The following is a 17418-nucleotide window of genomic DNA, read 5'->3' as shown; positions in this document are numbered from 1 at the left end:
CCATGAGACTCGGAGTCCTCGACGTCGGTTCGAACACCGTTCATCTGCTCGCGGTCGACGCCCACCGCGGCGCCCGGCCCCTGCCCGCGTACTCGCACAAGGCCGAGCTGCGCCTCGCCGAACTCCTCGACGCCGACGGCGCCATCGGGCCCGTCGGCCTCGACCGCCTCGTGACGACCGTCGCCGGGGCGCTCCAGGCCGCCGAGGACAAGGGCTGCGAGGACGTCCTGGCGTTCGCGACCTCCGCCGTACGCGAGGCCAGCAACGCGGACCTGGTGCTCGGCCGCGTCAAGGCCGAGACCGGCGTCGACCTCGACGTGCTCACCGGCCGCGAGGAGGCCCGGCTGACCTTCCTCGCCGCCCGCCGCTGGTTCGGCTGGTCCGCCGGGAAGCTGCTGGTCCTGGACATCGGCGGCGGCTCGCTGGAGATCGCGTTCGGCCTGGACGAGGAGCCGGACGCCACGGTCTCGCTGCCGCTCGGCGCCGGCCGCCTCACCGCGGGCTGGCTGCCCGGCGATCCCCCCGACCCCCAGGACGTACGGGCGCTGCGCCGCCACGTACGCGCCGAGATCGCCCGTACCGTCGGCGAGTTCGCGCGGTTCGGCAAGCCCGACCACGTCGTGGCGACCTCCAAGACCTTCCGCCAGCTGGCCAGGATCGCCGGCGCGGCGCGCTCCGCCGACGGGCTCTACGTCCAGCGCGAACTGAGTCGTTCGTCACTGGAGGAGTGGGTGCCGAAACTCGCCGGCATGACCACCCTCCGCCGCGCCGCCCTGCCCGGCGTCTCCGACGGCAGATCCGCGCAACTGCTGGCCGGGGCGCTGGTCGCGGAGGGCGCGATGGATCTCCTGGGGGTCGAGGTGCTGGAGATCTGCCCCTGGGCGCTGCGCGAGGGCGTGATCCTGAACCGGCTGGATCATCTCCCGACCACCCGGTAACGGCCCGTAGGCTGTCTCCGTGGCAGAACCAGTGGTGCGCATCCCGGATGCGAAGGTCGCCCTGTCGACGGCCTCGGTCTACCCCGAGTCCACGGCGACGGCTTTCGAGATCGCCGCGCGCCTGGGCTACGACGGCGTCGAGGTCATGGTCTGGACCGATCCCGTCAGCCAGGACATCGAGGCGCTGCGCCGCCTCTCGGACCACCACGGCGTCCCGATACTCGCGGTGCACGCCCCCTGCCTGCTCATCACCCAGCGGGTCTGGTCGACCGACCCGTGGGTCAAGCTCCAGCGGGCCAGGGCGGCGGCCGAGAAGCTCGGCGCGTCCACCGTGGTGGTCCACCCGCCGTTCCGCTGGCAGCGCCAGTACGCGCGCGACTTCGTCGAGGGCATCTGGCGGATGGCGGACGAGACGGACGTACGGTTCGCGGTCGAGAACATGTACCCGTGGCGCTACCGGGACCGCGAGATGCTCGCGTACGCCCCCGACTGGGACGTCACCAAGGACGACTACCGGCACTTCACCCTCGACCTCTCGCACACCGCGACCGCCCGCAACGACGCCCTGGAGATGGCCGGGCGGATGGGCGACCGGCTGGGGCACGTCCACCTCGCCGACGGCAACGGTTCGGCGAAGGACGAGCACCTGGTGCCGGGGCGCGGATCGCAGCCGTGCGCCGCGCTGCTTGAGGGCCTCGCGGGCAGCGCGTTCGACGGGCACGTGGTGATCGAGGTCAACACCCGGCGCGCGATGTCGGCGGCCGAGCGGGAGGCGGATCTGGCGGAGGCGCTGGCGTTCACGCGCCTGCACCTGGCGTCGTCGGCCACCGGGACCGGGTCGCCCTCGGCGGCCCCCGGCACCCCGTCCTCCTCGGCGGGAGCGCGCCGGCCATGACGGACACCGTTCCGCGCCGCCGCGGCCGCCCCGCGCGCGACGCGTCCGAGACCGGCCCCGGCACGCGCGAGAAGATCCTCGCGGTGGCCCGTACCGAATTCGCCGAGAGCGGTTACGACAAGACGTCCGTACGCGGCATCGCCAAGGCCGCGGGCGTCGACCCGGCCCTCGTGCACCACTACTTCGGTACGAAGGACGAGGTCTTCGCCGCCGCCGTCGAGGTCTCCTTCGAGCCCGCCCTCCTGCTGCCCCAGTTGCTGGCCGGCGGCGCGGAAGGGCTCGGCGAGCGCCTCGCCCGCTTCTTCCTCGGCGTGTGGGAGAACCCGGTCAGCCGGGCCCCGCTCCTCGCGATCGTCCGGTCCGCGCTGACGCACGAGGCCGCCGCGAAGATCCTGCGCACGTTCGTCCTGCAACGCCTCCTGGAGCGGATCGCGGAGGAGCTGGACGTACCGGACCCGACGTTCCGCGCGGAGCTGGCCGCCTCGCAGATGGTCGGGATCATGGTCCTGCGGTACGTGATCCAGGCGGAGCCCCTCGCGTCCGTGCCCACCGAGGAGATCGTCGCGATGGTGGCGCCCACGCTCCAGCGGTACCTGACGGACGCGGAAGCCTGACCGGGGGCGCGCCCGGAAAGTGGGCAGTCGTTCCGTATTGCGGACAACCCGTCCAGATCCTGGAGCCGGGGCGTACGCTCGTAGACAGTCATTTTCGACCCCGGATCCGAGGATTCACCGAAGGAGCGAGCGACGATGCCCGAGCTGAGGTCCCGCACTGTCACCCACGGACGGAACATGGCGGGCGCACGTGCCCTGATGCGGGCGTCCGGGGTGGCGAGCGCGGACATCGGCAAGCCGATCATCGCCGTGGCCAACTCCTTCACCGAGTTCGTCCCCGGGCACACCCACCTCGCCCCGGTCGGCCGGATCGTCTCCGAGGCGATCAAGGCCGCGGGCGCCGTGCCCCGTGAGTTCAACACGATCGCGGTCGACGACGGCATCGCCATGGGCCACGGCGGCATGCTCTACAGCCTGCCCTCCCGCGACCTGATCGCCGACTCCGTCGAGTACATGGTCGAGGCGCACTGCGCGGACGCGCTGATCTGCATCTCCAACTGCGACAAGATCACGCCGGGCATGCTCAACGCGGCGCTGCGCCTCAACATCCCCACCGTCTTCGTCTCCGGCGGCCCGATGGAGGCCGGCCGGGCGACCCTGGTCGACGGCACGGTCCGCAAGCTCGACCTGATCAACGCGATCTCGGACGCCGTCAACGAGTCGGTCTCGGACGAGGACATCCTCCGTATCGAGGAGAACGCCTGCCCGACCTGCGGCTCCTGTTCCGGCATGTTCACCGCCAACTCGATGAACTGCCTGACCGAGGCCATGGGCCTGTCGCTGCCCGGCAACGGTTCTGTGCTCGCCACCCACACCGCCCGCAAGGCCCTGTACGAGAACGCGGGCCGTACGGTCGTCGAGATCACCAAGCGCTACTACGAGCAGGACGACGCGTCCGTCCTGCCCCGCGCCGTCGCCACCCGCGCGGCCTTCGACAACGCCATGGCCCTCGACATCGCCATGGGCGGCTCGACCAACACGATCCTGCACCTGCTCGCCGCCGCGCAGGAGGCCGAGCTCGACTACGACCTCGCCGACATCGACGCCGTCTCGCGCCGCGTCCCGTGCCTGGCGAAGGTCGCGCCGAACGTCGCCCCCGGCGGCACGTACTACATGGAGGACGTCCACCGCGCCGGCGGCATCCCCGCCATCCTCGGCGAGCTGTACCGCGGCGGCCTGCTCCACGAGGACGTGCACACCGTCCACGCGCCGAGCATCAAGGAGTGGCTGGAGACCTGGGACGTGCGCGGCGGCTCCCCCTCCGAGGAGGCCGTCGAGCTGTGGCACGCGGCGCCCGGCTGCGTCCGCTCCGCCGAGGCCTTCTCGCAGTCCGAGCGCTGGGACACCCTGGACACGGACGCGGCGGGCGGCTGCATCCGCGACGTGGCGCACGCGTACAGCGCGGACGGCGGCCTGGCGGTCCTCAAGGGCAACCTGGCGGTCGACGGCTGCGTCGTGAAGACGGCCGGCGTGGACGAGTCGATCTGGACCTTCGAGGGCCCGGCCGTCGTCTGCGAGTCGCAGGACCAGGCCGTCGAGAAGATCCTCCGCAAGGAGATCGCCGAGGGTGACGTGATCGTCATCCGGTACGAGGGTCCCCGCGGCGGCCCCGGTATGCAGGAAATGCTCTACCCCACCTCGTACTTGAAGGGCCGCGGCCTGGGCAAGGCCTGCGCGCTGGTCACCGACGGCCGCTTCTCCGGCGGGACTTCGGGCCTGTCCATCGGCCACGCGTCGCCGGAGGCCGCCTCGGGCGGCACGATCGCGCTGGTCCACGACGGCGACCGGATCCGCATCGACATCCCGAACCGCTCGATCGAACTGCTCGTCCCCGACGAGGAGTTGGAGACGCGCCGGGAGACCCTGGGCGGGGTGTACGCGCCGGTCGGCCGCGAACGCAAGGTCTCGGCGGCCTTGCGCGCGTACGCGGCGATGGCAACAAGCGCGGACAAGGGCGCGGTGCGCGACGTCTCGCGACTGGGCTGACCTCGACCGGGCTGACTTTCGCAGCAGGCGGCCGTGGGCCCCGTACCCCTGGATCCGGGGGTACGGGGCCCACGGTCGTCGCGCCGGATGTCCCGGGAAGATCAGCCGCCGTACGTCACCAGCGCGACGGGTCGCGGCTGTCCACGGCGAAGACGGAACCGTCGGGCGCGCTCGCGTACACCCGGCCCGGTACGGCGACCGGCGCGGCCAGCGTCGCGGTGAACGTGTGCCGCCCGTCGTCCATCCGGGGCTTCGTCTCGCCCACCAGCACCCCGCGCCGCGCGTCCACCGCGAGCAGCCGGCCGTCCCCCGCGCTGAGATAGAGCCGCCCGTCCAGGACCACCGGGGCCGACGTCCACGCGACCGAGGTCTCCAGCCGCCAGCGCTCGGCGGCCCCGCTCCCGCCCTTCCCGCCCGTGTCGACGGCGACGAGCGACCCCGAGTAGCCGATGAGGTAGACGGTGCCCCCGTCGACGGTGGCCTGGGCCTGGTCGAGCGGGGACGACAGCGGGACGCGGCGTACGTCACGGGTCGCCGTGTCCAGCCGTACGACTCCGACGGTCATGCTGTCGAGATCGCCGGCGAGCAGGTAGAGCGCGCCGTCCGACGCGGACACCGGGGTCAGCGTGCCGGTGATCCGCTGCTCCCAGCGCGTGGCGCCGGTCGCGGGGTCGACCGAGGTGACCTGGGTGGACGTACCGTCGGAGGACCCGCTCACGGCGAACAGCTCGCCGCCCGCGCCGGCCCGGTTCTTGTCACCGTCTGCCGGTGTCGCGGCTGTCGTGGCCCTGGCGGCTGCCGCGGCTGTCGCCGGTGTCGCCGGTGTAGCCGGTGTAGCCACCCAGAGCGAGCCGGGTCCGCCCCTCGACGCCTTCCAGCGTTCCCTGCCCGTCGCGCTGTCGAGCGAGCGGACCACACCGCCGGGGGACACCAGCAGCACCGAGTCGCCGGCATGGCGCACCACCGGGTACGCGGACAGGTCGGCGCCCCAGCGCTTCTTCCCCGAGGCGGGGTCGAGCGCCTCCAGGCGGCCGCCGTTCGCGGTGATGACGTGCAGCAGGCCGCCCGACAGGAAGGGCGCCGCGCCGCCCACGCCGGTCTTCGCCGTGGCGGTGTCCCCGGACGACCAGGCGAGGCGGCCGTTCACCGGGTCGAGCCGGGCCGCCTTGATGCCGGGGGCCGCGCAGTAGACGCCCGTACCGTCCGCCGTACACACCGACATGCGGTTCTCGCCCGTACCGCCGCGCAGTTGGAGGTCCCAGGGGCGGAACTCCCGTCCGGCGGCGCCCACTCGGTCGGCGCGCGCCTTCGCGGGCGCGGCCCCGGTCCCGTCACCGGCGGCGTGCATCCCCACCAGACCCGCACCGGTCACCACGGCCAGGACGACGCCGATCGCGGCCCAACGGGCGCGCGGGCGACGGCGGGTGAGCGACAGCACGGTCCACGGCCGCCCGGCCCGGGACCGGCCCGCCTTGGGATGGGTGGTGGGGGTCGGGTCACCGCCGCCGGTGCGGTGCGCCCGGCTCGGCGGGACGAGCGCGGTCACCGTACCCCTCGTCGCGTCCGCGCCCCGGCGGTCCACTCCCCTCGCGTCCGTACGCAGCGCGGCCATCAGCTCGTCGGGCGTCGGCCGGTCGGCGGGCTCCTTCGCCAGACAGCGGGCGATCAGCGGCAGGAGGCCCTCGGGGACGCCCGACAGGTCCGGTTCGTCGTGCACGACCTGGTACGCGACGATGTACGGGCTGTCGGAGTCGAAGGGCCCCCGGCCGGTCGCCGCGTGGACGAGGACCGCGCCCATCGCGAACACGTCGGCCGCCGGGCCGACTTCACGCGGCCGCTGGAACTGTTCCGGCGCCATGAACGGCGGCGTGCCGATCAACCGGCCGGTCTCCGTGTGCAGATCGCTGTCCGAGGGGCGCGAGATGCCGAAGTCGATGACCTTCGGGCCGTCCGCCGCGAGCAGGACGTTGCTGGGCTTGAGGTCGCGGTGCACCACCCCGGCCCGGTGGATGTCCCGCAGCCCCTCCGCGAGGCCCGCCCCGAGCTGGATCAGCTCGTCCGTACCCAGCGGCCCGCTCCGCTTCACCCGCTCGGACAGGGTGGGGCCGTCGATGAACAGCGTGGCCATCCAGGGCCGTTCGGCCTCCGGGTCGGCGTCCACGACGGGCGCGGTGAACGCGCCGCTGACCCGGCGGGCGGCCGCGATCTCCTGCCGGAAACGGGCCCTGAACTCGGGATCCGAGGCGTGGTTGGAGTGAATGATCTTGACGGCCAGGCGCAACCCCGAAGCGGATGTGGCCAGATGGACCGCACCCATGCCACCCGAACCCAGGTCGGATTCGAGCAGGTAGCGACCGGCGTATTCCGGACGCTCCGCTTCCGGGGCCTGCCCGGTGTTGCGCAGTGGTGGCACAGCCCACCCCCGTGTGTTCGTGCGCAAGCGCGACGCACGGAGCCTAGTCGATGATGCGTGCGATCCAGCCACGGGTTGCTAGCCTGCGCGGCGCGCAGGGTGCGCACCTTCAATGGGGGAGGACACATGTCGGTCGAAGAGGCGGAGAACACTCCGGTGGCGGCGGAACCGTCCGCGAAAGCGTCCGCGGAAGTGGCGGCGGATCTCGCTGTCACCACACTCGCGGCGGCCAAGCGCTACCCGATCGCGCCCGGTTACCAGGTGAACGTGCGCAGCGGGCCGGGGACGAACTACCAGATCGTCCGGGTGCTGGCGTACGGGACGAGTGTGCCGATCAACTGCCAGAAGCCGGGGGAGTGGATCTCGGGACCGTACGGGACCAGCAACCTCTGGGACTGCATCGCCAACGGCCAGTTCGTGTCCGACGCGTACGTCCACACGGGCTCCGACGGGTACGTGGCGCCGCACTGCTCCTGATCCCGGCCGCGTGATTCCGGCGCGTGCGCACGGTGACACGGCGGTCACCGTGCGCACGGCGGGATCCGGCCAGGGATACTCGATCCCGTGAGCGAGCACACCGAACGACCCGAGCGCACCACGAACGCGACGACGGCGACCGACTCCGCGACGGCGCCCGACACCACCGCGGCGAACGGCGCGGCGGCCACCGGGAACGGGACGGCCCCCGGCACCCCCACCCCCGCCGCGTCCGTCCCCGGCCCCGAGCCGGAGGCGCTGCCCCTCTTCGGCACGACCTGGCTCCGCCACGACGGCGGCTACGGCCTGCGCCGCGCCGGGGCGTCCGTCGGCTCGCTGTCCGCCGCCGTCGCCGCGTGCTTCGTACTGCGCTTCGCGTACCAGGGCCTGGAGATCGCCGGGGTGGGCGGCTTCCTGGACGCCGTGGTCGTGGTGATGTTCGCGGTGTGCGGCGCGATCGCGTTCCGCCGGACCTGGGAGGGCTTCTCCCGCCGCCCGGCCGACCCGGAGGGCGACGCGTCCCTGCGCAGCCTCAAGATGATCGGCTTCGTCGGCTCGCTGCTCGCGTACTTCGTCCGCTCGCTGACCGAGGCGCCGGGGGAGGGCCTGCGGCGCCGTGAGTACGAGACGGCGGTCACCGAGTACGAACGCCGCAGGGCAGCCCGTACCGGAAACCCCGCTTCCCGCGCCACCCCCAAGACCCGCCGCCCCAAACGCCGCTGAGCACCTCCTCGCGCATCCCCCCACCCCCACACCCCCACACCCCCCACACCCCGGACAGGATGTGTCTGCCAGATGACCGAGCGCGCACTTTCCTTCGACGCCGTCGCCGAGCAGTACGACACCGCCCGCCCCGGCTACCCGCCCGCCCTGTTCGACACGATCGAGACCCTGACCGGCCGCCCGCTGCGCGGCTCCCGCGTCGTGGACGTCGGCGCCGGTACGGGGATCGCCACCCGGCTGCTGCGTGAGCGCGGGGCCGATGTCGTCGCCGTGGAACCGGGTCCGGGCATGGCGGCCCGGCTGCGCCTCTCCGCCCCGGACGTACCGCTCGTACGGGGCTTCGGCGACGCCCTGCCCCTCGCCGACGCCGCCGCCGACCTCGTCACGTACGCCCAGGCCTGGCACTGGACCGACCCGGCCCGCTCCCTCCCCGAGGCGATGCGGGTCCTGCGCCCCGGCGGCGCGCTCGCCCTCTGGTGGAACGTCTCGGACCGCGCCGTGCCCTGGATCGCCGAGCAGGAGGCCCGGCTGCGCGAGGACGCGGGCGGCCCGGCCCACGGCGCCCACGGCACGGGGACACGCGACCGCCACCTGCCGACGGACCCCCGGACCGTGGAACGCCGCATCCCCTGGTCGCGCCGCGTTCCGCTCGACACCCACCTGGACAACCTGGGCAGCCACTCGGTCTTCCGCGTACTGGGCGACCGCGCCACAACCGCCTTCCTCACCCGAGAGCGCGCCGAACTACTCCGACTCTTCCCCGACGGAACGGTAGAGGAGTCATACGTCGTCGAACTGACCCTCACATACCGCCCCACCGGCCCGTCCACCCCATAGACCCACCCCCCAACAAGAGCCCACCCCACAAAACGATCCCCCCACACCCGCTCGCCCCCGCCCACACCCGCCCACACCCGCCCGCGCCTGCCCCGCGCCCGCCTTCGAGCCAGCCCGACCGCCCACCCCGCGCCGCCCCGCGTTCCCGCGCCCACCTCCACACCCGTCCCCCCTCCTCCCCCCACGTGACACGGGGTGTCACAAAACGCAGGGGCTACCTCGTCCACCCTGCATGACACCTCCACGGACCCCGGACAAGAACCTCCCCTCCACCCACCACGTCGTTGTCCTCGGCGCGGGATACGGCGGCCTGATGACCGCCCTCCGCCTCGCGCCGCACACTCGGGTCACGCTGGTCGACCCGGCCGGCCACTTCACCGAACGCGTCCGCCTCCACGAACGGGCCTCCGGACGCCCCGACGTCACACACCCGCTCGACGGATTCCTCCACGGTACGGGCATCATCCACGTCGCCGCCCGCGCGACCCGGCTCGATCTCGCCGCCCGCGAGGTCCACACCGACAACGGTCAGGTCCTCCATTACGACCGCCTCGTCCACGCCCTCGGCAGCCGCACCGCCCCCGCCCCCACCCCGGTCGAGGGCACCCCCTCCAACGGCGGCCGCGCCTACACCACCGAGTCCGCCGCCGAACTCCACAAGCGCCTCCTCGAAGGCCCCGGCACCCTCGCCGTCGTAGGCGGCGGCCTCACCGGCGTCGAACTGGCCACCGAGCTCGCCGAGTCCCACCCCGGCTGGCGGATCGGACTGCACACCGAAGGCATCGTCGGCGCGAGCCTGTCGAACCGCGGCCGGGCCCATGTCCGTACGGCGCTGGCCGCCCGGGGCGTACGGACCGAGGAGGGCCACCGCGTCGCCAGCCCGGACGCGGTCGACGCCGACGTAGTGCTCTGGGCCGCCTCGATGGTCCCGGCCACAGGGTTGGCCACGGCCGCCGGCATCGCGGTCGACCGAGCCGGCCGGATCACGGTCGACACGGCACTGCGCTCGGTGTCGCACCCGGAGGTCTACGCCGTGGGCGACTCGGCTGCCGCCCACACCGAGGCCGCGGGCCCGCTGCGGATGGCGTGCGCCACCGCGCTACCCACCGGCGCGCACGCCGCCGTCGCCATCACCGCCGACCTGCGCGGCGAGGAACCGCCACCGCTGCGCTTCGGCTATCTGCTCCAGTGCGTGAGCCTCGGCCGCCAGGACGGGGTAATCCAGCCGGTCCGCGCCGACGACTCACCCCGCGCGCGGATCCTCACCGGCCGCCCCGCCGCATACGTCAAGGAACAGATCGTGCTCTCGACCGTCCGCATGCTCCACCTGGCCTCCCGCCACCCCTCCGCCCTCCGCTACGTCCCCGGCATCGGCTAGGACTTGTCCAGCCGACCATGGGACCGCCCCATGCCCGAATAGTTCCCGTTTGGGTGATGTCGAGTGGGAACGGCTGCGGCCGTTCCCGCCCATCAGCAACAGGCCGTTGCGGCAGGTAGCGGAAGCACCGTCAGGCGACCGACGGCGGACCGGGGTGCAGCGGCGCAAGCGACCCGAACGTTTCGGGCCATGGAAGACCATCGCCCGCGCATCAGCACCCGATCGGCGCCCACACCGCCGCACCCCCGGCCCCTGGATCAAAGGGAGCCTCGGGGGTGGAACACCAGAGCCCGGTTGTCCGCCTGGTGGGGGTGGACCTGGGCCGCTCACGGTGCGGGTTCACCAGCAAGCTCCACCTGACATCGGGCGGTTCATGCCCGTCCTGGAGAAGAGCCACATCCCCCGCGTCGGGCTGGCAAGGCCCCGCAGGGAGCCGCACAGCCTGACGGCCGACAAGGCTGACAGCAACAGGCCGTGCGGCGACCACTGGACAAGCGCGGGCATGCCGACCTCGGTACGGCCACGGCGGCAGCTCTCGTCATCTGGCTCCGCGCCTGAGCCGTAGTGACCCCGAGTGACCTCAGAAGCCCTCGCCGGCAGGCCGCTGGTGCCCACATGGAGCCGGGTTGCCGTTCTTGTCGAAGACCTCGGAATCGTTGGCCGAATTCACCCACACCGTGATGCCCTGGCTGTGAACGACGACATTGAACGGGGACTCCTCGGGCGCTGTCCGCGTCACGACGGTGAACTCCTCACCCGGACGCATCCAGTGATCGGTTCCCCACGGCTCCACCCACAGACAGAGCATGCTGTCGGTCTCGTTACTCACGCTCGTCTTCGCCACACAAGCACCTTAACGAGCAGCAAGATCGGCCGAACGACTCCTAGGCGCGGACCGGCCCGGGTGAAGCCGCCGGGTGCGCGATGCCGTTCGCCGTAACCGCCCCGCCCGCGCCTAGACCTCGCAGGCGGCGATCACAGCCGAGGCGGTGACGGCGGCCAGGGCCGCGGTGAGGGTCTTGAGAGCCGCGACGGCGCCGGCCGCGTCCGCAGCGGCGGCGACCGTGGCGGTTCTGCCTTGGTCACAACGGCCCCGGTGGTGGTCGTGACTGCGGCGCAGGCGAGGGGGCCGCCGGTCCTGCGGGCGGTGACAGCGGAGCCGGGTGTGACGGCCTCGACCCCGGCGACCCGGGTGCGCCCGGGATGGTGGCGGTATCGGCCGCCCGGCGGGGCCGCCGGTGGCGCGGCAGACGTCGGCGGAGCCGGGTGCCACGGCCTCAACCTCGGCGGCGCCGTGTGCGACGGCCTCAACCCCGGCGTCCTGTGCGCGCCCGGCGGTACCGGCGCCCCGGGCCCGCCCACCCAGGCCGGCGGTACCGGCGCGCCCTCGGCGCCCCGGGCGCGGCCGCCTGCTCGGCCGACCGGGTGTCAGGGGGCGGGGACCCACGCCCCCCCGCATGACGTAACCACGGCCCCCCGCAGCCGAGTTCTCCCTCGCCGCGAAGGCCGCCCCCACGGCCGTTCCAGGCCAACCCCCTTGACGACGCCACCCCCACCCTCCCATTATTCATCACATGATGAATTCTTCGGGAGCCGCCATCCTGGCCCGCGACCTCACCGTCCGCCGAGGCGACCGCACCGTCCTGCGCGGACTCGACTTCGCCGTCCCGCGAGGCCAGATCACCGGCCTCCTCGGCCCCTCCGGCTGCGGCAAATCCACCCTGATGCGCTCCGTCGTCGGCACCCAGGCCCAGGTCACCGGCACCCTCGACGTCCTCGGCCACCCCGCCGGCCACGCCACCCTGCGCTCCCGCGTCGGCTACGTGACCCAATCCCCGTCCGTCTACGAGGACCTCACGGTCCGCCAGAACCTCGACTACTTCGCCGCCGTCCTCGACCCCGGACGCGCCCGACGCGCCGCCCGCGAGGAGACCGTCGCCCGCGCCCTCAACGACGTCGCCCTCGTCTCCCACGCCGACTCCCTCGCGGGACGGCTCTCCGGCGGCCAGCTGAACCGCGTCTCCCTCGCGGTCGCCCTCCTCGGCGCACCCGAACTGCTCGTCCTCGACGAACCGACCGTCGGCCTCGACCCCGTCCTGCGCCGCGACCTCTGGGAGCTCTTCCACTGGATCGCCACCCAGCGCGCCGCCACGATCCTCGTCTCCTCGCACGTCATGGACGAAGCCGAGCGCTGCCACCGCCTGCTCCTCATGCGGGATGGCGAGATCCTCGCCGACGACACCCCCGACGCCCTCCGGACCCGTACGGACTCCGAGAACGTCGAACAAGCCTTCCTCCACCTGGTCGACGAGGCCAACGCACTCCAGGAGAGCGCCCGATGAGCACCACGACCCCCCAGCCCGGCACCTCCGACAGCAGCCCCACCGGCAACACCACCTCGGGCAACGCCGCCACCGGCAGCACCACCACCCCCGGAAGCCCCCCAACCCCCGGAAGCACCCCCACCCGACCCTCCCGCCTCACCGGCACGATCTCCACCGCCAGGACCCTCGCCACCGCGGCCCGCGTCCTGCGCCAACTCCGCCACGACCCGCGCTCGATCGCGCTGATGGTCCTCGTCCCGTGCGTGATGCTCGTCCTGCTCCGGTACGTCTTCGACGGCAGCCCGCGCACCTTCGACTCCATCGGCGCCTCACTGCTGGGCATCTTCCCGCTCATCACCATGTTCCTGGTGACCTCGATCGCCACCCTGCGCGAACGCACCTCGGGCACCCTGGAACGCCTGCTCGCCCTGCCCCTCGGCAAGGGCGACCTGATCGCCGGCTACGCCCTCGCCTTCGGCCTGCTCGCCGTCATCCAGTCCACCCTCGCCACCGGCCTCGCCGTCTGGGCCCTGGGCCTCGACGTCGTCGGCTCGCCCTGGCTCCTCCTGCTCGTCGCGCTCCTCGACGCCCTGCTCGGCACCGCGCTCGGCCTCTTCGTCTCCGCGTTCGCCGCGTCCGAGTTCCAGGCCGTCCAGTTCATGCCCGCAGTGATCTTCCCCCAGCTGCTGCTGTGCGGACTGTTCACCCCGCGCTCCGCCATGCAACCCGTCCTGGAGGCGATCTCCGACGTCCTGCCCATGTCGTACGCCGTCGACGGCATGAACCAGGTCCTCCGCCACACCGACATCACCGGCGACTTCGTCCGCGACACCCTGATCGTCGCAGGCTGCGCCCTAGTAGTCCTGGCCCTAGGCGCCGCAACCCTCCCCCGCCGCACCCCCTAACCCCACCCCACTCCCACCAACAACCCCCAGCCCCCCGCCGGCCACCCGCCACGCCCCGCCGTCCGTCCCCCTTCCCCCGCCTCCCACCCGCCAGCGCCTACCGACCCACCACCCGCTACCGACCCACCGCCCTCCACCGACCGCCCGTCGTCCGCCGACGCCAACCGTCCACCGCGCCTGCGAGCCAAGGCCCGCCGTCGTCCACTGACCCCACCCGCCGCCACCTACCGCCCGCCATCGACCCGCCACCCGTCCGCCGACCTGGCGTCCGCCACCGCCCCGGCGCCCAACCACCGACCACCGACCGTCCGCTGTGGCAGACCACCGCCCACCGACCACGGACCGCTGTCCGTCCGCCGTCGCTGCCTGCCGACCCTCCACCTTCCACCGACCACGACCCGGCGTCCGCCACCGTCCGCCTGACGGCGTCCATCCGCCACGACCTGGCGCCCAACCACCGACCGTCCGCTGTCGCAGACCTCCCCACCGACTACGGACCACCGACCGTCCGCTGTCGCAGACCACCCCCCCACCGACTACGGACCGCCGTCCATCTGCCGTCGCAGACCGTCGACCGTCCACCGTCCGCAACCGCCCCGGGACACCACCCGTCTCCGGACACCACCCGCCCCCGGACACCCCCAGCGCCCCTCCCGGGGCTGCCGCCCGCCCGCGGACACCGCCTGCCCCGCGCCCAGGCCCACGGCCTCATCGTCCAGGCCGCCATCGGCGCCGCCGTGATGCTCCGCGACAGGGGCGAACACCCGGTGAAGCTCCGCGAAGCCGTGACGTCCCCGGCCGGCACCACCATCAGCGCCATCCGCGAACTGGAGAACCACGGCGTACGCGCCGCCCTCGAAACGGCCCGAGACCGCAGCCGCGAACTAGCCTCCGGCAACGGCTGAACCCCCGGCCCCCCGGCCCCCCGGGCCCCCCGGCCCCCCCGGGCCCCCCGGGCCCCCCCGGGCCCCCCCCCGGCCCCCCCCCGGCCCCCCCCCGGGCCCCCCCCGGGCCCCCCCCCGGGCCCCCCCCGGGCCCCCCCCGGGCCCCCCCCGGGCCCCCCCGGGGGGGCCCGGGCCTTCAGGATCCCTGCCCCCACGGGCCCCCGGGCCCAACCGGCCTCGGGCTCCCGGTCTTCCGGGCCTCCCGGCCCAACCGACCCAGCCCGGCCCCAGGCCCTTGGCCCCATGCCCCAGGCCCCGGGCTTCCCGGACTCCCGCAGGCCTCTCGGGCCCTTGCCCCCGGAGATTCCGGGCCCAACCGGCCCTCCGGCCCCGGGCCCAACCGTCCCTCCGGGAGCCCTGCCCCCGCCCGGGCGGGCCTCTGCCCCTGGGACCCCGCCCCCGGCCTGAGCCCTGCCCCGGCCCGGGCGGGCCTCTACCCCCGGGACCCCGCCCCCCGGCCCCCGGCGGATGCTCCCAGGCCCCGGACAAGCCCCCGCCCCCGGACTCGCCCCCGAGGCCCACCCCCGCCCCCCGCCCGCCCCTCGGACACCACCCCCCTACCCCCCACCCCCGGTGCGAGGATGGTCACGTACGACCGCCCCACCCACGCACCCACCGGCGAGGTGACCCCCGTAATGAGCAAGACAGTGGCAGTGCTCGGCACCGGCAAGATCGGCGAGGCCCTGCTCAGCGGCATGATCCGGGCCGGCTGGCGCCCCGCGCACCTCCTGGTCACCACCCGCCGCCCCGAACGGGCCAAGGAACTCCACGACCGCTACGGCGTCGAAGCCGTCACCAACGCCGACGCCGCCAAACGCGCCGACACCCTCATCCTCGCCGTCAAACCCCAGGACATGGGCAAGCTCCTCGACGAGCTGGGCCCCCACCTCACCCCCGAACGACTCGTCATCAGCGCCGCCGCGGGCATCACCACCGCCTTCATCGAGGAACGCCTCGCGACCGGCACCCCCGTCGTACGGGTCATGCCCAACACCCCCGTCCTCGTGGACGAAGGCATGTCCGTCATCTCCGCCGGCAGCCACGCCCTCGCCGAACACCTCACCCACACCGAGGAGATCTTCGGCGGAGTCGGCAAGACCCTCCGCGTCCCCGAGTCCCAGCAGGACGCGGCCACCGCCCTCTCCGGCTCCGGCCCCGCCTACTTCTACTTCCTCGTCGAGGCGATGACCGACGCCGGCATCCTCCTCGGCCTGCCGCGTGCCCAGGCTCATGACCTCATCGTCCAGGCCGCCATCGGCGCCGCCGTGATGCTCCGTGACAGCGGCGAACACCCGGTGAAGCTCCGCGAAGCCGTGACCTCCCCGGCCGGCACCACCATCAGCGCCATCCGCGAACTGGAGAACCACGGGGTACGGGCGGCCCTCATCGCCGCCCTCGAAGCAGCCCGAGACCGCAGCCGCGAACTCGCCTCAGGCAACGGCTAACCCCGGGGCCCGACCCCGGGCCCCGGCCCTTCGGGCTCCAGGGCCCTCGGGCCCGACCCTCGGCCCCGGATCCCGGGCCCCGGCCCCGACCCCGGCCCTCCGGGCTCCGGGGCCTCCGGGCCCTCCGGGGCCCGGGCCCCAGGCTCTCGGCCCCTGCGGACCTCTCGGCCCCTGCCCCCGGGGCCTGCCCCGCCCTGCGCAACCGCCCCCGGGGGCACCCCCTCCCGGGCGCACCCCCGGGGCCCAACCACCCCCCGGACGCACCCCCCGGCCAGCGCAACCGGCCCCGGGCGCAACCGCCCCCGGGCCCAACCGGCCCCCGGGCCCAACCACCCCCGGGCGTACCCCCTCCGGCCCCAACCGGCCCCGCCCGGCCTCCCCCTCACCCCGCCACCCCCACCAACTCCTCCGTAGTCACCACCCTCGCGAACCCACCCCCGTGCAGCGATACAGCCGTGGCCCGCGACAGCTCGTCCGCCGTCAGCGTCCAGCCGAACGGCCCCTCCAGATCGAACGTGTGCATCGCGTCCAGCGCGAAGAACACCTCGTACCCGAGATTCCCGCCCATCCGCGCGGTCGTCTCGTTGCACATGTTCGTCTGGATCCCCACCACCACGACCTGCCCCACCCCCGCGCCCCTGAGCCACGCGTCCAGATCCGGCTCCCCGTAGAACGCAGAGTTCACGTTCTTCGTCACCAACAGCTCGGGCCCGCTCCCCTTCCCCCGCCGCTGCTCCACGAAGTCCTTGAAGTCGTTCCCCACGTACCCCGGACGCAACGGCGACGCCTCCCCCTGCGCCGAGTCGTGCCGTACGAACACCACCGGCCGCCCGCTCGACTGCCACACGTCGATCAGCGCGGCGATGTTCCCCTCCGCGTCAGGATTGTTCCGCCGCCCCCAGACCTCCTCGTCGAATCCCTTCTGCACGTCCACGACCACCAGCGCTGCGTTCTCCCGGATCTCCATGCCCCCGATCCTCCGACGTCCCCCCGCCCGCCGACAGTGGAAGCGATGCCGCTCACCGACAACTTCCTGCCACCCCACCCCACCCCACCCCGGACCGGCCGGCCCCACCCCACCCCGGACCGGCCGGGCTCCACACCATCCCCTCCCGGACCGGCCGGCCCCCGCCATCCCCGCCGCACCCCACCCCGGACCGGCCGGCCCCCGCCATCCCCCCAACCCCCTCAGCCCGCCGGCAGCAGACCGATCGCCCGATACGCCGCGTCGACCACCGGCCGCGCCCTCTCCCGCGCCCGCTCGGCCCCCTCCTTCAGCACCGCGTCCACCTGGCCCGGATCCGCCGCCAGCACCGCGTGCCGCTCGCGCAACGGCCGCAGCACCTCGACCACGGCGTCCGCCGTGTCCTTCTTCAGCGCCCCGTACGACGCGTACGCACCGGCCAGTTCGCCCGGATCCGCGTTCCCGCACGCCGCGAGAATCTCCAACAGATTCGCCACACCCGGGCTGTTCTCGCGGTCGTACGCCACCTCCGAGCCGCTGTCGGTCACCGCCCGCATGACCTTCTTCCGCACCAC

Annotated in this window: 15 protein-coding genes and 1 pseudogene (1 of these 16 running past the window's edge); 12 read left to right on the top strand and 4 right to left on the bottom strand. The window is 73.6% G+C overall.

Annotated features, from left to right (window positions below; translation table 11 throughout):
* Positions 1 to 2: 2 nt before the first annotated feature.
* The 4 genes from HA039_RS14495 to ilvD all read left to right on the top strand — a co-directional run bounded on the left by HA039_RS14495 (position 3) and on the right by ilvD (position 4433).
* Positions 3 to 938: a Ppx/GppA family phosphatase gene (locus HA039_RS14495; RefSeq protein WP_167029136.1), complete on the top strand. Its 936-nt coding sequence runs from the start codon at positions 3 to 5 to the stop codon at positions 936 to 938.
* A 19-nt stretch (positions 939 to 957) separates the two neighbouring features.
* The gene (locus HA039_RS14490) at positions 958 to 1833 is read left to right on the top strand and encodes a sugar phosphate isomerase/epimerase family protein (protein WP_243869431.1); all 876 of its coding nucleotides are present in this window, start codon (positions 958 to 960) and stop codon (positions 1831 to 1833) included.
* Positions 1830 to 2447 carry a TetR/AcrR family transcriptional regulator gene (locus tag HA039_RS14485; protein WP_167029133.1) on the top strand — a complete coding sequence of 206 codons (618 nt, stop codon included), beginning with the start codon at positions 1830 to 1832 and terminating at the stop codon, positions 2445 to 2447. Before HA039_RS14490 ends, HA039_RS14485 begins: the two co-directional genes overlap by 4 nt.
* A 135-nt stretch (positions 2448 to 2582) precedes the next feature.
* Positions 2583 to 4433, top strand: coding sequence for a dihydroxy-acid dehydratase (gene ilvD, locus HA039_RS14480; RefSeq protein WP_167029130.1), 1851 nt, complete (start codon positions 2583 to 2585; stop codon positions 4431 to 4433).
* 115 nt (positions 4434 to 4548) lie between these two features.
* Here the strand turns inward: ilvD and HA039_RS14475 are convergent, their stop codons facing one another.
* Positions 4549 to 6846, bottom strand: coding sequence for a protein kinase domain-containing protein (locus HA039_RS14475; RefSeq protein WP_167029127.1), 2298 nt, complete (start codon positions 6844 to 6846; stop codon positions 4549 to 4551).
* A gap of 126 nt (positions 6847 to 6972) precedes the next feature.
* Between HA039_RS14475 and HA039_RS14470 the strand changes: the two genes are divergently transcribed.
* The 4 genes from HA039_RS14470 (at position 6973) to HA039_RS14455 (ending at position 10261) form a co-directional block, all read left to right on the top strand.
* Positions 6973 to 7323, top strand: coding sequence for an SH3 domain-containing protein (locus tag HA039_RS14470; protein ID WP_167029124.1), 351 nt, complete (start codon positions 6973 to 6975; stop codon positions 7321 to 7323).
* Between the two features lie 87 nt (positions 7324 to 7410).
* Positions 7411 to 8046 (top strand): hypothetical protein, encoded by a 636-nt coding sequence (locus tag HA039_RS14465; RefSeq protein WP_425086339.1) that lies wholly within the window; start codon positions 7411 to 7413, stop codon positions 8044 to 8046.
* Between the two features lie 72 nt (positions 8047 to 8118).
* A complete protein-coding gene (locus tag HA039_RS14460) occupies positions 8119 to 8883 on the top strand; it encodes a class I SAM-dependent methyltransferase (protein ID WP_167029121.1) in 765 nt (254 codons plus the stop codon).
* Between the two features lie 232 nt (positions 8884 to 9115).
* Complete coding sequence (locus HA039_RS14455; RefSeq protein WP_167029118.1) at positions 9116 to 10261, top strand: NAD(P)/FAD-dependent oxidoreductase; 1146 nt, start codon at positions 9116 to 9118, stop codon at positions 10259 to 10261.
* A gap of 580 nt (positions 10262 to 10841) precedes the next feature.
* Here HA039_RS14455 and HA039_RS14450 read toward each other — a convergent pair.
* The gene (locus tag HA039_RS14450; RefSeq protein ID WP_167029115.1) at positions 10842 to 11105 is read right to left on the bottom strand and encodes a hypothetical protein; all 264 of its coding nucleotides are present in this window, start codon (positions 11103 to 11105) and stop codon (positions 10842 to 10844) included.
* A gap of 730 nt (positions 11106 to 11835) precedes the next feature.
* On the opposite strand from HA039_RS14450, the gene HA039_RS14445 reads away from it, so the two are divergent.
* The 4 genes and pseudogenes from HA039_RS14445 (at position 11836) to proC (ending at position 15879) form a co-directional block, all read left to right on the top strand.
* The gene (locus HA039_RS14445; RefSeq protein WP_167029113.1) at positions 11836 to 12603 is read left to right on the top strand and encodes an ABC transporter ATP-binding protein; all 768 of its coding nucleotides are present in this window, start codon (positions 11836 to 11838) and stop codon (positions 12601 to 12603) included.
* A complete protein-coding gene (locus HA039_RS14440; protein ID WP_243869429.1) occupies positions 12600 to 13490 on the top strand; it encodes an ABC transporter permease in 891 nt (296 codons plus the stop codon). Before HA039_RS14445 ends, HA039_RS14440 begins: the two co-directional genes overlap by 4 nt.
* 683 nt (positions 13491 to 14173) lie before the next feature.
* Positions 14174 to 14395, top strand: a pseudogene (locus tag HA039_RS14435) (pyrroline-5-carboxylate reductase family protein); the annotation flags it as partial.
* Positions 14396 to 15069: 674 nt separating this feature from the next.
* Positions 15070 to 15879: a pyrroline-5-carboxylate reductase gene (gene proC, locus HA039_RS14430; RefSeq protein WP_167029110.1), complete on the top strand. Its 810-nt coding sequence runs from the start codon at positions 15070 to 15072 to the stop codon at positions 15877 to 15879.
* Between the two features lie 382 nt (positions 15880 to 16261).
* On the opposite strand, the gene HA039_RS14425 is transcribed toward proC, so the two are convergent.
* Together HA039_RS14425 and trpS are read right to left on the bottom strand one after the other, a co-directional pair.
* Positions 16262 to 16846, bottom strand: coding sequence for an isochorismatase family protein (locus HA039_RS14425; protein WP_167029107.1), 585 nt, complete (start codon positions 16844 to 16846; stop codon positions 16262 to 16264).
* A gap of 221 nt (positions 16847 to 17067) precedes the next feature.
* Positions 17068 to 17418: the end of a tryptophan--tRNA ligase gene (gene trpS, locus HA039_RS14420; RefSeq protein ID WP_167029104.1), read on the bottom strand. It continues 648 nt past the right edge of the window; 351 of the gene's 999 nt are visible here — the last part of the coding sequence; the start codon falls outside the window, past its right edge; it ends in the stop codon at positions 17068 to 17070.

Source organism: Streptomyces liangshanensis (assembly GCF_011694815.1).
GTDB lineage: Bacteria > Actinomycetota > Actinomycetes > Streptomycetales > Streptomycetaceae > Streptomyces > Streptomyces liangshanensis.
This window is presented reverse-complemented; position numbering and strand designations above follow the sequence as displayed.